14 protein-coding genes are annotated in these 16,276 nt (G+C 29.9%); 9 read left to right on the top strand and 5 right to left on the bottom strand.

The window, feature by feature from the left end:
* The first annotated feature begins 1 nt into the window (after position 1).
* Together lgt and ACW9UN_RS06515 are read left to right on the top strand one after the other, a co-directional pair.
* Positions 2-841, top strand: a complete 840-nt coding sequence (gene lgt, locus ACW9UN_RS06520; protein ID WP_459485019.1) for a prolipoprotein diacylglyceryl transferase — start codon at positions 2-4, stop codon at positions 839-841.
* Positions 841-1,152, top strand: a complete 312-nt coding sequence (locus ACW9UN_RS06515; RefSeq protein WP_459485017.1) for a DUF6787 family protein — start codon at positions 841-843, stop codon at positions 1,150-1,152. The genes lgt and ACW9UN_RS06515 overlap by 1 nt, the downstream gene beginning before the upstream one ends.
* Here the strand turns inward: ACW9UN_RS06515 and ACW9UN_RS06510 are convergent.
* Positions 1,149-1,436, bottom strand: a complete 288-nt coding sequence (locus ACW9UN_RS06510; RefSeq protein WP_459485015.1) for a hypothetical protein — start codon at positions 1,434-1,436, stop codon at positions 1,149-1,151. The two genes, ACW9UN_RS06515 and ACW9UN_RS06510, sit on opposite strands and share 4 nt — an antisense overlap.
* Before the next feature lie 82 nt (positions 1,437-1,518).
* On the opposite strand from ACW9UN_RS06510, the gene ACW9UN_RS06505 reads away from it, so the two are divergent.
* Together ACW9UN_RS06505 and ACW9UN_RS06500 are read left to right on the top strand one after the other, a co-directional pair.
* Entirely contained in the window at positions 1,519-2,145 is a 627-nt protein-coding gene (locus ACW9UN_RS06505) for an NUDIX hydrolase (protein WP_459485013.1), read from the top strand.
* A gap of 57 nt (positions 2,146-2,202) precedes the next feature.
* The gene (locus tag ACW9UN_RS06500) at positions 2,203-3,021 is read left to right on the top strand and encodes a lysophospholipid acyltransferase family protein (protein ID WP_459485011.1); all 819 of its coding nucleotides are present in this window, start codon (positions 2,203-2,205) and stop codon (positions 3,019-3,021) included.
* A 21-nt stretch (positions 3,022-3,042) separates the two neighbouring features.
* On the opposite strand, the gene ACW9UN_RS06495 is transcribed toward ACW9UN_RS06500, so the two are convergent.
* The 3 genes from ACW9UN_RS06495 to tsaE all read right to left on the bottom strand — a co-directional run bounded on the left by ACW9UN_RS06495 (position 3,043) and on the right by tsaE (position 5,260).
* The gene (locus ACW9UN_RS06495; protein WP_459485009.1) at positions 3,043-3,411 is read right to left on the bottom strand and encodes a DUF4258 domain-containing protein; all 369 of its coding nucleotides are present in this window, start codon (positions 3,409-3,411) and stop codon (positions 3,043-3,045) included.
* Positions 3,412-3,646: 235 nt separating this feature from the next.
* On the bottom strand, positions 3,647-4,843 hold the full coding sequence (locus ACW9UN_RS06490; RefSeq protein WP_459485007.1) for an alanine dehydrogenase: 1,197 nt from the start codon (positions 4,841-4,843) through the stop codon (positions 3,647-3,649).
* 9 nt (positions 4,844-4,852) lie between these two features.
* Positions 4,853-5,260 (bottom strand): tRNA (adenosine(37)-N6)-threonylcarbamoyltransferase complex ATPase subunit type 1 TsaE, encoded by a 408-nt coding sequence (gene tsaE / locus ACW9UN_RS06485; RefSeq protein WP_459485005.1) that lies wholly within the window; start codon positions 5,258-5,260, stop codon positions 4,853-4,855.
* 221 nt (positions 5,261-5,481) lie between these two features.
* Here tsaE and ACW9UN_RS06480 point away from each other — a divergent pair, with 221 nt between their 5' ends.
* The 5 genes from ACW9UN_RS06480 to ACW9UN_RS06460 all read left to right on the top strand — a co-directional run bounded on the left by ACW9UN_RS06480 (position 5,482) and on the right by ACW9UN_RS06460 (position 14,907).
* Positions 5,482-7,215: a T9SS type A sorting domain-containing protein gene (locus ACW9UN_RS06480; protein WP_459485003.1), complete on the top strand. Its 1,734-nt coding sequence runs from the start codon at positions 5,482-5,484 to the stop codon at positions 7,213-7,215.
* Between the two features lie 8 nt (positions 7,216-7,223).
* Complete coding sequence (locus ACW9UN_RS06475) at positions 7,224-7,403, top strand: hypothetical protein (protein ID WP_459485001.1); 180 nt, start codon at positions 7,224-7,226, stop codon at positions 7,401-7,403.
* An 813-nt stretch (positions 7,404-8,216) separates the two neighbouring features.
* Positions 8,217-8,897, top strand: coding sequence for a hypothetical protein (locus tag ACW9UN_RS06470; RefSeq protein WP_459484999.1), 681 nt, complete (start codon positions 8,217-8,219; stop codon positions 8,895-8,897).
* A 12-nt stretch (positions 8,898-8,909) separates the two neighbouring features.
* A complete protein-coding gene (locus ACW9UN_RS06465) occupies positions 8,910-10,595 on the top strand; it encodes a hypothetical protein (RefSeq protein ID WP_459484997.1) in 1,686 nt (561 codons plus the stop codon).
* A gap of 316 nt (positions 10,596-10,911) precedes the next feature.
* On the top strand, positions 10,912-14,907 hold the full coding sequence (locus ACW9UN_RS06460) for an FG-GAP-like repeat-containing protein (protein ID WP_459484994.1): 3,996 nt from the start codon (positions 10,912-10,914) through the stop codon (positions 14,905-14,907).
* 233 nt (positions 14,908-15,140) lie between these two features.
* Here the strand turns inward: ACW9UN_RS06460 and aroB are convergent, their stop codons facing one another.
* On the bottom strand, positions 15,141-16,199 hold the full coding sequence (aroB, locus tag ACW9UN_RS06455) for a 3-dehydroquinate synthase (protein WP_459484992.1): 1,059 nt from the start codon (positions 16,197-16,199) through the stop codon (positions 15,141-15,143).
* Positions 16,200-16,276: the final 77 nt, after the last annotated feature.

Here is a 16,276-nt window from a genome sequence, read left to right as displayed (position 1 = left end):
TATGAGTTTTTTAGCAATAGAGTGGGATCCATCATTAGGAATTGACCTAGGTTTTTTTGTAGTTAGGTGGTACAGTTTAATGTTTGTAGCCGCTTTTTTATTGGGTTTACACTTAATGAAAAAAATATATATTGAAGATAAAATCCCCGCAGAAAAACTAGATACATTATTTATGTATGTATTTATTTCGATGTTAGTTGGTATGCGTTTGGGTGATGTTTTCTTTTACAGTTGGGATTATTATCAGCATCATTTATTAGAAATTTTTATTCCTTTTAAGAAAATAGATGGATCATGGAAATTTACAGGTTTTACCGGTTTTGCAAGTCATGGAGCAGCTATTGCAATTCCGATTGCATTATATTTTTATGCTAAAAAACACTTGCAAAAACCTTGGTTATTTATTTTAGATAGATTAGCAATAATGGTGGCTTTAGCTGGGTTTTTTATAAGACTTGGTAATTTCTTTAACTCAGAAATTTACGGTAAAGAAACAGGTTCAGATTTTGGGGTAATTTTTAAAGGAGCAGGAGAAACAGCAGCAAGACATCCAACTCAATTATATGAAGCATTTAGTTATTTAACGTTGTTTTTTGTAATGTGGTTCCTTTATTGGAAAACCGATAAAAAACAAAAATTAGGTTATTTGTTTGGCTTGTTTACGGTTGTACTTTGGTCATTACGATTTTTTATTGAGTTTTTAAAAGAAGCACAAGTAGATGGACGAGAAGATTGGGTTTTTAATTCGTTAAATACGGGGCAAGTGTTAAGCATTCCTTTAGTTTTAATAGGGGTTTGGTTAATGTTTAGAAAATCAAAAACAGTTAAAGAAACAGCGTAATGGATAAATTAAAAGAAAGATGGGGAATAGAGAATAATTGGTCTATTTTCTTTATTTTCTGTGCATTTGCAGTAAATGGCTCTTTTGCAGCATGGGTTGCAAAACCGGTAACTAATTTTTTGGGATTATCACCAGAAACATTAAATCCTTGGTTGTATTGGCCACTTAGAATTTTACTTATTTTTCCTATATATCAACTAACCTTACCAATTGTAGGTTGGTTATTTGGCCAGTTTAAATTCTTTTGGGCTTTCGAAAAAAAGTTTTTAAGTAGATTGGGTTTGGGGTTTTTATTTAAAGGAAACCATTAAACATCAATTGTAATGGTCTTATTGTTTTCTACTATTGCATCTTCTTTTTTGATGATATAAGTATAAATCCACATTAATGTAAAGGTTGGTATAATATCAGAAAATGGAAAAATTTCTTCGAAAAAACTGATAATTCCTCCAATTTTACCTTTTGTGCCTTTGTACATTTTTGTCATTACATAACTAGAAATTGGTGCCCAAGCAAAATCTAAAAACGGAACAGGTATAAGGCCAACAGCATCTAAAGCGATACTATAGATTAATTTTTTATATTTTTTATTCATATTATTGTTAGTTCAAAATGCTTGCCAAAAAATAATTTCTTGTATTAGAATGGGCTAAGTTTGTTAAAAGTAATTAATCAAAATGAATTTTAAAGAGTTTAAGGGTAAAATTGATAACATAAAGTCAACAAAATTAGGTGGTTTAGACGCACAATTGATTATGGCACCTAAACTGCGCTTAAAATTTGATAAAGAAAAAATAGCGGCCAGTAACCCCAGAAAAGCTGCAGTTTTGGCATTATTTTATCCAAATGATAAAAATCAAACAACTTTACTTTTAACCCAAAGAGCCAGTTATAAAGGCACACATTCTGCTCAAATCAGTTTTCCAGGAGGTAAAATTGAAAAAAGAGATGAAAATCTAGAAGAAACTGCTTTAAGAGAAACTTGGGAAGAAGTTGGAGTTCGCTCAACATCCGTAGAAATAATAAGAGAATTAACAGATGTTTACATACCACCAAGTAATTTTTTAGCTACACCTTTTATGGGGTATGTAACAGAAAGACCAAAATTTATACTTAATCACGAAGTGGCTAATACCATAGAAATTTTGCTTACAGATTTGTTGGATGATACACATTTAACCACAGTAAATTTATCTACCTCATACATGAAAAATATCGATGTTCCTTGTTTTAACATCAATAATCATATTATTTGGGGAGCTACAGGAATGATGTTATCTGAAATTAAAGAACTGTTAAAATAGCAAATTCTTAAATTGTTTTGTAATTTTGTTAGCTAAACCAAGAAAAACCTAATATAAATGCCCTTATTTAAAAGGAATCCTTTTGGACATTATTTATTCATAAAAAAGTTCATTATACGTCTTTTCGGAATCATTTCACATGGACGTTATAGAAAGTTTAATAATCTTAAAATAGAGGGGTCTGAAATATTAAGAAACTTACCAGACAAAAATGTACTATTCATTTCTAATCATCAAACTTATTTTGCAGACGTAGCTGCAATGTTTCATGTTTTTAATGCTTCTTTGAGTGGTAGAGATGATAGTATAAAAAATATTGGTTATATCTGGAATCCAAAACTTAATGTGTATTTTGTAGCTGCTGGAGAAACTATGCGTGCTGGTTTATTACCAAAAATATTTGCTTACGCAGGTTCCGTTTCTATTGATAGAACGTGGAGAAGCGCTGGTAAAAATGTAAACAGACAAGTTAAAAATTCTGATATTTCTAATATTGGTAAAGCCATAAAAGATGGATGGGTAATTACTTTTCCTCAGGGTACAACTACACCTTTTAAACCTATTAGAAGAGGTACTGCTCACATTATAAAAACCTATAAACCAGTTGTTGTACCTATTGTAATTGATGGTTTTAGACGTTCTTTTGATAAAAAAGGATTAAATATTAAAAGAAAAAATGTTTTACAGTCTATGGTAATTAAAGAACCTTTAGAAATAGATTATGAAAACGAAGAAGTTGCAGATATAGTTACAAAAATTGAATATGCTATTGAACAACATCCATCATTTTTAAAAGTACTCACCCCAAAAGAAGCAGAAGAATACATTAAATTAGAAGAAAAGTTAAATAAAAAAAGAGAGTTCTGGGTTTCTTAACTCATTTACTTAGTAAGAGCTTTAGTTCATCATAATTCTCTCAATGGTTGCTGTAGAATCACAACGTGTAACATACAAACTTACATTTTCTAATTCGTTTTTTCCTGTTATATAATAGGATGCACAGGGTTTTTCTCTAGGTTTACTTTTTCCAAAATCAACATCACCATTGTATAAAATAGTATTTATTGCTAGTGTATCTAAAGCAGAGTTTTGTAGAACTTTTTTAGCATCAGCAGAAAATAACCTTTTTTTGATTCGAATTGTTTTTAAGGTTCTAGCATCCATACCATAATCAAAAGTTGCATTTTTTTTCTGCCAAAAAAAATAGACTCCGATTGAACTGATTGAAACCCCTATTAAAAAATATCCTATTCTTTTAAGTAACATATTGATTTTTCTAAATTGCAAAAATAATCGATTTTTGCCCATAATTTCTCTAAAAATCAATTTCTTTTCACTGAAATCTTAGATTAAAATAAAAGTGAAATGCTTTAAAATTAAGTCAACTCTAATCAATGTAAAGCATACTTTTATACTACAAAACATAGGCTTATAGGCTTGTTTTTTTAAAGAGTTGATAACTTTAAGTTTTGCAGAAACTAAAAATGGAGAAAAGCTATTTTTACAGAATAAGTAAATTTATATCTCTAAAAGGAATATCAAACCAATCTGCAACAGTTTTGTTGGTTAAAATACCATGGTAAAAATACATTCCGTTTCGTAAACTTTTATCGTAACGAGCTGCATTTTCAAAACCACCTTCATCTGCAATATTTAATAAATAAGGCATAAATATATTACTAATAGAAACAGATGCTGTTCTAGAATATCTAGAAGGTATATTGGGTACACAATAATGTATCACTCCATGTTTTATAAAAGTTGGTTTGCTATGAGAAGTAACATTTGATGTTTCAAAACATCCACCTCTATCAATACTAACATCAACAATTACAGCTCCTTCTTTCATAGTTTCTATCATAGTTTCTGTTGCGCAAATAGGCGATCTATTTTTACCTCTAATGGCGCCAACAGCAATATCACATCGCATTAATGCTTTAGATACAGATTTTGGTTGAATGGTAGAGGTATAGATAGGAGAGTTTAAACAATCTTGCAGTTTTCTTAATTTAGAAATAGAGTTATCAAAAACCTTAACTCTAGCTCCTAAACCTAAAGCAGTTTTGGCAGCATATTCGCCAACGGTACCAGCTCCAAAAATAACAACGCTAGAAGGAGGCACACCACCAATATTACCTAGTAACAATCCATTACCTATGTGCACACCACTCATCAATTCACCAGCAATTAAAATAGAAGCAATACCCGCTATTTCACTTAACGATTTTACAACAGGGTAGGTGTTGTGCTCGTCTTTAATATAGTCAAATGCTACAGCAGTAATTCTTTTTTTGGCTAAGGCTTCAAAATAATTTTTAGATTGTGTTTTTAATTGAAGTGATGATATAAGTATGGTTTGTGGATTTAAGTAGTTTATTTCTTTGTCATTTGGTGGAGCTACTTTTAAAACAATATTACATTTAAAAGCTTCTTTAACATCATAAGAAATTTTTGCACCTGCCTCAGAATATTCGTTATCAGTAAAATTTGCTCCATTTCCTGCACCTGTTTCTATAACAATTCTATGCCCATGTGCAATTAAAGCTGCAACAGCATCTGGTGTTAAACATACTCTTTTTTCACCTGGATATGTTTCTTTTGGTAGCCCTATAAAGAGTTCTCCTTTTTTTTTCTTTACCTCTAGCATTTCTGCTTGTGGTAGCAATTCTTTTTTACTAAAAGGAGAAAATTGACTCATATCTACTTTTTATTTTATTTTAATATTACGTTTTTGATTTTCTAAAATAGAAAGATGAATTTCAACAGCATCTAAAGGTAGTAAATTTTGGATGTTTTCTGGCCATTCTATCAAACACCAATCATTATTATAAAAATATTCTTCAATCCCCATGTCTAAAGCTTCTTCTTCATTATTGATTCTATAGAAATCAAAGTGATACACTTTTTCATTTTCGGTGGTTTGATATTCATTAACTAATGAAAAAGTAGGAGAAGATATGTTGTCTTGTACATTTAACGCTTTACAAATTGCTTTGATTAAAGTGGTTTTACCCACACCCATTTCCCCATAAAAAAGCAAGGTTCTGTTTTTTACATTACTAATGATGTCAGTAGCAATTGTTGATAAATTTTCTAAAGAATAGGTTGCATTCATACAAACAAAAATAATAAAGAAAAGTTCTTTTTTTATATGAACAGTACAAAAAATAAATTTATATGATTTTACTACACCTTGAATTGTAAAAAACAATTTTTTAAATAATAAAATTTTAAATATTCGTAATAATTAGCTTTTTAAGCTAAATACCTAATTATAGGTATATTATTCATTTAAACTAAATTTAGTTTTGTATAGGGATAAATAAAATAAAACTTATGAAAAAAAAAATAATGATAATCTTTTTAATTTGTTCAGGATTCCTTAACTCAACAAATAAAATAGATTCAAAAGGAAATGATTTAATAATTAAATTAAAACAAAAAAGTAAAAAAACTACTACACATAAAGTTTCTCTAGTTAGTAACGAATTTACCGCTTTTTTTGGTGTTTGGAATAGAGCTTCTAATTGGAGCTTGGGTACTATTCCAAGTAGTACAGATAATGTAATTGTTGGTAGTGGAAGAGTTGTTCAGATAAATGAGCCTACTGCTCAAATTGCATCGTTAGAAAATGCAGGAACTATTTTAGTAAGTGCTAATACCTTTATCAATATTTCTGGTGATTTAACAAATACAGGAAATATCATATTAAATTCGTCTGCATCTCAAAGTGCATCAATTTTAGTTAGTGGAACATCTACAGGAAGCATTGTGTACAATAAACATGTTATTAATAATTGGCAAATGATATCATCTCCTGTAACTGGAGAAACTATAGAAAATATTATTAGTACTGCACCTTTAGTATCAGGTACCAATGGTAATTTAGGCTTTGGTTCTTACAATAATAGTTATGTTTTACCAGCAACGTCTAGTTGGGAGTATGTAAAAGAAAACTCAACAGGATCAATAAATTCTGGAGTAGGATATACTGTAAAACGATCTGGAGACGGATTTATAACTTTTGGAGGATCAATAAGAAACATAAATACATCTATACCAATAACTAATGGTACACAAAACAGGTGGAATTTAATTGGAAATCCATATCCTTCTTATATAGCTGGTAATACAAATGCTGGCGTTTCAAATATTTTGGATACGAATATCAATGAAATAGAAGAATCATTTGTAGGTTTATATTTTTGGAATGCTACAATCCAAGGTTTTGAAGTAATTAATAACGCATCAGATGCTAAGTTCATTCCACCAGGAACCGGTTTTTTTATAGCTTCAAAAGTTGGTGGAGGAACCATTAGTATTACTAAAAATATGTTAAGTCATCAAATTACTAATTCTTCAAAAAGCGCAAACAATTCCTTTAAAATTGATATCATAGCAACTTCTGGAAGTAGCACAAAATTATCTAAATTAAGATATTTTGAAAATACCACAACTGGTTTAGATCTTGGCTATGACGCAGGTCTTTTTGATGCTGGTAATGAAAGTTTTGGCATCTATTCGAAATTGGTGTCTTTAGAAAACGATGTTAATTTTTCTTTACAATGTTTACCAGAAAGTAATATAGATGGCACAATTATTCCTTTAGGAATCAAAGCACGTCTAAACAAAGAAATAACATTTAATTTAAACATAGAAAATTTACCTGATGATCTTAAAGTTTTTTTAGAAGATAAAAAACGCAACACTTTTACAAGACTAGATTTTAAGGGTAGCGAATATTCAACTACAATATTAGAAAATGATAAACATGAATTTGGGCGTTTTTATTTACACACCACCAGTTTGGCTAAAACATTAAGCACAGTGGGTGCTTCTCTTGATTCTAATTTCAGAATTTTTATAAATAACAATACCTTAAATATAGATGTAGGAGAGTATAATTCTGAATTGAATGTTTATAACATTTTAGGTCAAAAACTTCTTTCAAAAAAAATATCAAAGGAATTAAAACAAATCAGTTTACCAGAATCTATGGTTGCAGGTATTTATGTAATTAAATTAAAAGTTGGAGAAGTGGAGCTAACTAAAAGATTTTTAATAAAATAAAAATGAAAATGAAAAATTCAAAAGAAATTATTTGTAGAAAAGAGGCTTTAAAAAAAATAGGAAATTACAGTAAATATGCTGCCTTAACTGCATTGGGAACCTATATTATTTTAAATCCTAAAAAAGCTCAAGCAGCAAGTCCCGTAAATCCTGAAGGTTTAGATGCTCCAGGAGGAACAGATTTTTAAAAGCAACAAGTTTTAATTTTTAAAAAAGGAAAAATTCAATTTGTTTTTTTCCTTTTTATAGTTTTAGGGATGTAAATACGCTTACCTAATTAACAAGAATTTTATTTAAAAATCGTTGATTATTAGTGTTTTATTTTTTTTGAGACGAATGTTATTATGACTGAAATTGAGAAATTTAAATTTCACATTTCTCAGCTACACTGTTTGCTTCGTAAGCTACTTTCAATAAAAATTTATTTTTATCTCAGTAATGTCTGAAATAACAATATGCTGTTTCTAGTAAAATAAATTCATATTAACCTAAAAAGTTATATTCAGCTCATGTTAATTTATACATTAGTTGTGGTTTTAAAGAAAAGTAAATTAAATAAAAAATGAAATGCCCAAAATGTAAAGAATTATCTAATAAAAAAGAAAACATAATAAGAATATTCAGAGAACCCTTTGAGAGAATAATTCCATTTTCAAAAAAATACATGTGTTTAAAATGTGGAATTAAATTTTTAAAAATTTAAAGGATAAGCAAATTATTTTATATGTGTCGTATTAATTAAGCCATTTGCTTTGGTTAAAGTGTTTCATTTGCTAATAATATGGATTGTAAAATTTTAACTAGTTAAGTGTATTTTTTTTATTTTTCTCATTATTATGCATGGTTATTAATCGTAACTGTTAAAATTTTACAAAAAATACTTACTATTAGGTATTGCACAGGTAATAATAAAAACACATATTTGCGATACCAACAATAAAAAAACTATTATAAGATGAAAAAAAAAATTATGAAACACAACCAAATCAATTAATTAAACTATGAAAAAAATTATTACTACTATTATGTTTGGTATATTGATTTATGGAAATCAATATGCACAACAAGAATCTTCAATGGATTCTGTTAAAGTTAGAAAAAATGCAATTGGGGTGTCTTTTGGAACAGGCTTAGGGTTTGATTACTCTAGAACTTTAAAGAAAGATAAACTATATATTACAGCTAGTTACAATACTCTTGTGTACACTATTGACGGTATAGAGCAAGAAATTAGTGGCGAAGATTTGTTAGTCGACACCAGTTTAGATTTTAATAACATTGATATTAAGTTAAGTTACCATCCTTTTTCAAATGCATTTAAAATTGTTGGGGGAGTTGGTTTCTTTTCTTCTAATGATATTAATGTAATTACAACATTTAAAGAAAATATTACTGTAGGTGAAGTAGAATTTAATGCTGCTGATTCTGGAAATTTAGATATTAATTTTAATTGGTCTAAAACTGCACCTTACGTAGGTTTAGGTTTTGGTAGAGCAGTAGCCAACAAAAGACTTGGTTTTGCATTCGATTTTGGATCGTATATCTCAAGTTCTCCAGAAATAACTTTAGATGCAACCGGTATTATAGAGCAAACTGCTGATCAAGAAGGTTTACTAAACGAAAGTTTTGAGAGTTTTAAGTTTATCCCTTACGGATCATTTAGATTATCTTACTCATTTTAAAAAAAAAAAGACATGAAAAAATTAATACAATTATTCGCAATAAGCTTGTTGATAACAGCTTGTGATTTTCAAAAAGTAACCGATTTACAGGATGATTTTGAAATAAAAGTATCTGCTGAGCCTGTGTTTAGCATCGTAAATTTGAAAGTTTTTAATGCTAAAGATGGTTCTGACATATCAGAAAGTTTAGATTTAAGCTTTTCAGGAGCAGATGCAGATAAAATATACACTGTAAATGGTACAAGAGATTATAAAATAGAAAACGGATTTGTAACTCTAGGTATCAATAGAAATGCTACTGTAAGTGCAGAAAACCCAATAAGTGTAACAGCAGTAATTAGCGCAAGCGGTTATGTATCCAAAACTCAAGAGGTTAATTTTGATGGAAGTGACATACAAGAAGTTCAAATTTCTATGTTAAAAGAATCAGATTTACCACAGGCTGTATCCTTTCAATCTGTTACAGAAGGTTTAACAGATAACAAAACAACTCAAGAAATTTTATTAGAAGTTCCTCCAGCAAATGATGAAGATGATGTTGTAGAAGTTTCTATACCTGCAGATACTGAGTTTTATGACGAAAATGGTAATACAATTACAGGGGGTAGTGTAACCGTAGAATTACAAGCTTTTGATACAACTATTCCTACTTTAGATGAACTTTCTGAAATTACAACAAACCCAGAAACATTAGCAGGTGGGTTTAATGAATTTCCAGGTAGTTTAGAAATTGATGCCCCAGCTAAAAGTACTAGCTCAAATAATATAACAGGTTCTTATTTATCACCAATAGGATCATTATATTGTATTTACTACTATGTAAATGGTAGAAGAGTTTCTGGTGTATCTAGACCAACAACCTATTCTTTTAGTGTAAATAGCAATACCATTAACCCAAATACAGGACAAAGAGCAAAAGCAGGAGATATCATTTCTTTTTATAGAACATTTAACAATACCAATACAAAGATTGCAGACATTCCATTAACAAGTAGAACTTCTTGGTGGGGTCGTACTTACCTTTCTTTTAGGGTTACCATTCCTGCAGGACCTGGTATTTATCCTTACGGATTTGAAATAACACCATCTTGTAATACCTTATCAAGTGGAGTAACATTTAAAAATGATGGAAAAAGAACGTTTTATCGTTATCATGTAGCTAATAAATACAATCCACAAAGAGCATTAAGATGGGGATATATGTATTTTGATGGTACTTACGAAGTAAATAGTAGAAATATTAGATATTATAGAAATAGAGCATTAAATATGCTTAGAGATGATATGATTCTAACAATGTACTACTATAGCTACCAAGAAAGAAGATTTAAAGTAATTTATAGTGAAGAAGTTAGTAAATGTGATTTGGATGGGCAAACTATAGATATATCAAACCCAGACTGTTATCAAGAAAGAAATTTAGATTTAAGCTTAGAGTGTCCTGATGCCACTTACTTATTAAACAATCTGTATGTGTACTATAAAAAAGAAAGTGATAGGTCTTGGTCTTATTTTGATAGAGTTTCTAACTCTAGATTAAATGGAAAATCACCTTGTTTAGAGGCAGGTGTAAAATATCAATTTGGTTTCTGGTATGGTGGATGGAAAGTAACTCCTCCTTTAACAGAACAAGAAATGCTAAACCTATACGAAAATTTCGATTTGCCTACTATCTGTAATGCAATTAGAGATTTATAATTAATTATTTAGTTTTTTATTAAGTTTGGTAAAACGAGTTAATTAATTTTTAATTAACTCGTTTTTTAAAATATAACCACCTACCTATCATCAATGCTTCTTTAAAAAAATAGAGTTAACTTTCATTCTACAAGTTTTTTCTTGTATACTCTTAAATACTTTTTTTATTTTATATTATAATATATTTCAAAACAGATGGAGTGTTTTAGAACTACACATTAATTAGCAGACAACCATAATCTTAAATCGTTTTTAAAATAAATCAGTTTATCAATGACTAAGCATTTGGATGATATTTAAATTTAGTTGAGTTATTATGAAATATATCCTTTTTTTATTTGTTTTCTTTATACTTTTCACTAACACTTTACACACTCAAACTTTTCAGCAAATTCAAGATTTAGCAGGTTTAGGTGTTTTAGAACAAAATAATGGTATAGCAGTAGCTGATTATGATGGAGATTTAGATTTAGATATTTTTGTTGTCGGAGCAAGAAAAGATGTAAATGGCGATGAAAAAACACATAGTAAACTGTTTAAAAATAATAACAATGGGTCATTTACAGATGTAACTAGAGAGTCGGGCATATCAAATTTATTTCCTTCTATAAGTTATACACCATCAAATCCTGCCTTAGAAGGTGTAAAATATGGGGCTTCATGGGGTGATTATGATAATGATGGCTTCCCTGATTTATTTTTTACACATCAATATAAAGTGCAACTCTTTCATAATAATGGAGATGGTACTTTTACAGAACAAACTACAGAAGCAGGTATAAAAAGCACCAATAATTGTCTAAATACAAGTGCCACTTGGTTCGATGTTAATAATGATGGATTTCTTGATATTTATATTTCTGATTGGGGTGAATGCGATTACAATAGTTTTTACATCAATAATGGTGATGGAACTTTTAAAAACGAATCACTAAAATTTGCAAGTTCCAAAAAAAATAGGCCTTCCTTTTTAGCTTTTCCATACGATTTTAATAAAGATGGTTGGTTAGATATTTATATATCTAATGATCTAGATGAACCTAATGAACTATTAATCAATGTAAATGGAATAGATAGTTTTGAAGATGCTGCAAGTTATGGTTTAGACCATGCAAAAGATGACATGGGTATTGCTATAAACGATTATAATAATGATGGAAATTTCGATTTTTTTATCACCAATATCAATGAAAATGTATTGCTTAAAAATAATGGAAATAACACCTTTACAGATGTAGCTCAAGATAAAAATGTAAAAGAAACAGGTTGGGCTTGGGATAATATTTTTGCTGATTTTGATTTAGATGGAGATGAAGATTTGTTTATTGTTAACGGATTTGAATTAAGTGGACCAGAAAATAATTTTTACTTTAAAAACTTACAAAATGAAGGTCAAGATACCTTTCAAGATATTTCATCAGAAATACAATTAAATGATGTTTCAAAAGGGTATAGTGCTTGTTCTTTTGATTTTGATAATGATGGCGATTTAGATTTATTTGTATCTAACCTTGATAGGGCTTCCTATTTTTACAGTAACCAAACTATTGAGCCTAATCAAGCAAATAATTTCAGTTGGTTTAAATTATCTTTACAAGGTACAGTGTCTAATAGAGATGCAATTGGAACCACAATTTCAGTTGAAACAGACAAAGGTACTTTTCATCGCTATTATACTGGTATTGGTTTTTTATCACAAAGTTTACAAGCTGTTCATTTTGGTTTAGCAGACGCAACAATAATAAAAAAACTAACCATTAAGTGGCCTTTAGGTCTTACTGAAACTTATCAAAACCTTGAAATAAACGAGTATTTCAAGGCTATAGAGGGTAAGGATTTAGAGGTTCTTACTGTACAACCAGCCAACTATATTTATGGCTGTACAGACCCAAAATCGTGTAATTATAATCCATTAGCAACAAGAGATGATGGCAGTTGTGAGTATTTGTTGGCTACAGAAATTACAGGTGTAACTGAATCTGGTTTTAATAATACAGATACTTACAACTATAATCTTTTAGAAAATAATCAAATTATATGGACAGTAGAAGGTGGTCATATTGTTGAAGGTCAGGGTACTAATTCAATATCTGTAACCTGGGGTTTAGAACCTTTAGGAGTTGTCAGAGCGCAAGTTTTTAACGAAAATTGTATTAGTGATATTTCAAGTCTTAATGTAGCACTCCATATAAATAATGTCTCAGAAAATGTTTCAATAGCAAGAATTTGGAACGAAGCCCTTTTAGAAGCTATTCGTAAAGATTTTGCAAGGCCAACTGTGCATGCACGTAATTTATTCCATACCTCAGTAGCTTTATTTGATAGTTGGGCTATTTACAACAATACTGCAAGGCCATATTTTATAGGAAATACTGTACATGGCTTTACAAGTAATTTAAAGGAATTTACACCTTTAGAAACAGAAGATGTTTCTCAAAAAAAAGCAATGAGTTATGCCGTTTATCGACTTTTAATGCATCGTTTTAAAAATTCTCCTGGAGCCGAAAAAAGTTTAGAACGTTTTAGTTTAATCATGGATCAGTTAGGGTTTGATACATCTTTTACTTCAGTTGATTATGAAACTGGAGATGCAGCTGCATTAGGAAATTATATTGGCCAAAAGCTTATTGAATATGGTAAAAATGATGGTTCTAATGAGGGTAATGATTATGAAAACTCTTTTTATGAACCCGTAAATTCAGCACTAAATTTAAGTGTATTTGGGCAGCCCACAGGATTGTCAAATCCTAATCGTTGGCAACCTTTATCGTTTAACACTTTTATAGATCAAAGTGGAAATTTATTTACAGGATCTGTGCCAAGTTTTTTAGGTGCAGAATGGGGCAATGTACTTCCTTTTGCATTATCAGAATCTGATAGTGAATTATTTGAAAGAAATGGAGAAGCATATCGTGTTTATCATAATCCTGGACAGCCACCAGAGTTAGATATCACAAATAAAACCACAGCAAACGACGAGTATAAATGGAACTTTTCATTGGTTTCAGTTTGGGGCTCTCACTTAGATCCTTCAGATGGTGTTGTATTAGATATTTCACCAAATACCATTGGAAATATTGATATACAGAACATGCCAAAATCGTTTTCAGATTTTCCTGATTTTTATAATTTAATTGAAGGAGGTGATATTAGTAAAGGGCATTCTGTAAACCCATCAACAGGTCAGCCTTATGATGTGCAAATGGTTCCTAGAGGAGATTATGGAAGAGTGCTTGCAGAGTTTTGGGCAGATGGTCCAGATTCTGAAACACCTCCAGGTCATTGGTTTACTATTTTAAATTATGTAAGTGATCATCCTAAATTAGAAAAAAAGTTTAATGGACAAGGAGCAATATTAAGTTCGTTAGAATGGGATGTAAAAGCCTATTTTATTTTAGCGGGTGCTATGCATGATGCTGCCATTTCTGCATGGGGTATAAAGGGGTGGTATGATTATATACGACCTATTTCTGCAATTAGATATATGTGCGAATTGGGGCAAAGTACAAATCCTGATTTAGACAATTATCATATTGGAGGCATTCCATTAATTGAAGGTTTTATTGAAACAGTAGAAGTTGGTGACGCCTTAAGTGGCATAAATAACCAAAATGTAGGAAAGATAAAATTGTATTCTTGGAAAGGTCACGACTTTATTTCAAATTCTGAAACAGATGTAGCTGGTGTAGGTTGGATTTTAGCTGAAAACTGGTGGCCTTATCAAAGGCCATCGTTTGTAACACCTCCTTTTGCAGGTTATGTATCTGGTCATTCTACATTTTCTAGAGCTGCAGCAGAAGTCATGACACTTATTACAGGAGATGAATTTTTTCCTGGTGGTATAGGCGAGTTTGTGGCCAAAAAAGATGAATTTTTGGTTTTTGAAAAAGGCCCTTCAGTGGATGTAGTTTTGCAATGGGCAACTTATAGAGATGCTTCAGATCAAACAAGTTTATCAAGAATTTGGGGAGGTATTCATCCACCAGCAGATGATCTTCCTGGTAGATTTATTGGAGAAAAAGTTGGGGTTGAAGCTTATAATTTTGGGATACCATATTTTAGTCCTCAGCCACCTACTGTAGAAAATTCAAAAGATATATCATTACATCCAAATCCTGCAACATCAACCATATCAATCTCCGTATTTAATAATTTAGAATTTAAAAGTGTAGAAATATATAATTTACTAGGTAAGAAAATTTTATACTCAACTAGTAATAGTATAAACCTACAATCATTAGCAAAAGGTATTTATTTAGCTAAGGTGCTTACAAATAATGGAATACGAAATGAAAAATTTATAAAGCAATAATTCTTTAACACTCTTATGTATTGCACAAAATATTAAGAAGCAACTAATCATAAAGTTTGGTTAAGAGGCTGTCAGAAAAGTGTTAAAACTTGTCATTTTAATTGTAATCGAGAAATCTTATATACTGATAATTTAATACGTATAGCATTAATCAAAATTACATGGAAATCTATTTTTCAGATAGCCTCTTATATTCAAATAATTTTAGTTGATTGTTCTTAAAGATTTATAAATTACTGATTATAATACTCCATACTTTCAGTAACCAATTCTAAAGGCACTTTACAGTCTAACTTAAAATCTTCATAGTCATTTAATAGCACAAAATTCACTTGCCCGTTAACATTTTTCTTGTCGTGTTTTAATAAATCTAAGATTAATGAAAAATCTTCTTGTAGTAGGTTGGTTTTATCATAAATAGATAGGACTAAGTTTTTAACCTCATCAACATTTTCTTTTGGAAAACCTAATAATTTTGATGACATATAACATTCACAAACCATACCAATAGCTATAGCTTCACCATGTGTAAGGTTTTCTTTATCTTCAGATTCTAAGTAAAAAGATTCGATTGCATGCCCCAAAGTATGTCCAAAATTTAAAATTTTGCGCAAGTTCTTTTCTTTAGGATCTTGTAAAACTACCTCATTTTTAATTTCAACAGATCTAAAAATTAAGTTGCTAATCTCTAAATTTTTATTGTCTTTTATTTGATTAAAAAGATGGATATCATAAGTTAAACCATATTTAATAATTTCTGCAGTACCCGATTTTATTTCTCTAGGGGCAACAGTTACTAAATAATCGGCATCAACAATTACCATTTCAGGATTTGCAAACAAACCAATTTGGTTTTTTAAAACGCCTAAATCTACACCCGTTTTTCCACCAACAGAAGCATCAACCATAGATAGTAGAGTAGTAGGTATGTTTACAAAGTCTATGCCGCGTTTAAAGCAAGAGGCTACAAAACCTCCCAAATCTGTAATAACACCACCACCTAAAGTAATTAGTAAGCTTTTACGATCTCCACCTAATGCTGTAATGGCATTCCAAACGCCAATACAGGTTTCTAGATTTTTATTGATTTCTCCAGATTCAATCTCAATGAGTTCTATTCTTTTCTCGGTTGTTAAATGCGGAATAAATTTAGGGTAACAATGCGCTAAGGTATTTTCATCAACCAAAATAAAGATAGTTGAGTAATTATTTTTATCGATTAAATTAGATAGCACGCTATAGCTTTCTTTTTGAAAATGAACAGGATAAGAAACTGCTTGAATGGTTTTCATTTGTATTATTATTGATTGTGCAAATTAAAAACAAATTCTATAATAATTGCTATTCTAATGGTATATTTGTATTTACT

This window comes from Polaribacter litoreus, assembly GCF_054584775.1.
This window is presented reverse-complemented; position numbering and strand designations above follow the sequence as displayed.

Bases quoted from the DNA above. Each gene is read 5' to 3' on its own strand.
- lgt (WP_459485019.1), top strand. From the start codon at position 2: ATGAGTTTTTTAGCAATAGAGTGGGATCCATCATTAGGAATTGACCTA.
- ACW9UN_RS06515 (WP_459485017.1), top strand. From the start codon at position 841: ATGGATAAATTAAAAGAAAGATGGGGAATAGAGAATAATTGGTCTATT.
- ACW9UN_RS06510 (WP_459485015.1), bottom strand. From the start codon at position 1,436: ATGAATAAAAAATATAAAAAATTAATCTATAGTATCGCTTTAGATGCT.
- ACW9UN_RS06505 (WP_459485013.1), top strand. From the start codon at position 1,519: ATGAATTTTAAAGAGTTTAAGGGTAAAATTGATAACATAAAGTCAACA.
- ACW9UN_RS06500 (WP_459485011.1), top strand. From the start codon at position 2,203: ATGCCCTTATTTAAAAGGAATCCTTTTGGACATTATTTATTCATAAAA.
- ACW9UN_RS06495 (WP_459485009.1), bottom strand. From the start codon at position 3,411: ATGTTACTTAAAAGAATAGGATATTTTTTAATAGGGGTTTCAATCAGT.
- ACW9UN_RS06490 (WP_459485007.1), bottom strand. From the start codon at position 4,843: ATGAGTCAATTTTCTCCTTTTAGTAAAAAAGAATTGCTACCACAAGCA.
- tsaE (WP_459485005.1), bottom strand. From the start codon at position 5,260: ATGAATGCAACCTATTCTTTAGAAAATTTATCAACAATTGCTACTGAC.
- ACW9UN_RS06480 (WP_459485003.1), top strand. From the start codon at position 5,482: ATGAAAAAAAAAATAATGATAATCTTTTTAATTTGTTCAGGATTCCTT.
- ACW9UN_RS06475 (WP_459485001.1), top strand. From the start codon at position 7,224: ATGAAAAATTCAAAAGAAATTATTTGTAGAAAAGAGGCTTTAAAAAAA.
- ACW9UN_RS06470 (WP_459484999.1), top strand. From the start codon at position 8,217: ATGAAAAAAATTATTACTACTATTATGTTTGGTATATTGATTTATGGA.
- ACW9UN_RS06465 (WP_459484997.1), top strand. From the start codon at position 8,910: ATGAAAAAATTAATACAATTATTCGCAATAAGCTTGTTGATAACAGCT.
- ACW9UN_RS06460 (WP_459484994.1), top strand. From the start codon at position 10,912: ATGAAATATATCCTTTTTTTATTTGTTTTCTTTATACTTTTCACTAAC.
- aroB (WP_459484992.1), bottom strand. From the start codon at position 16,199: ATGAAAACCATTCAAGCAGTTTCTTATCCTGTTCATTTTCAAAAAGAA.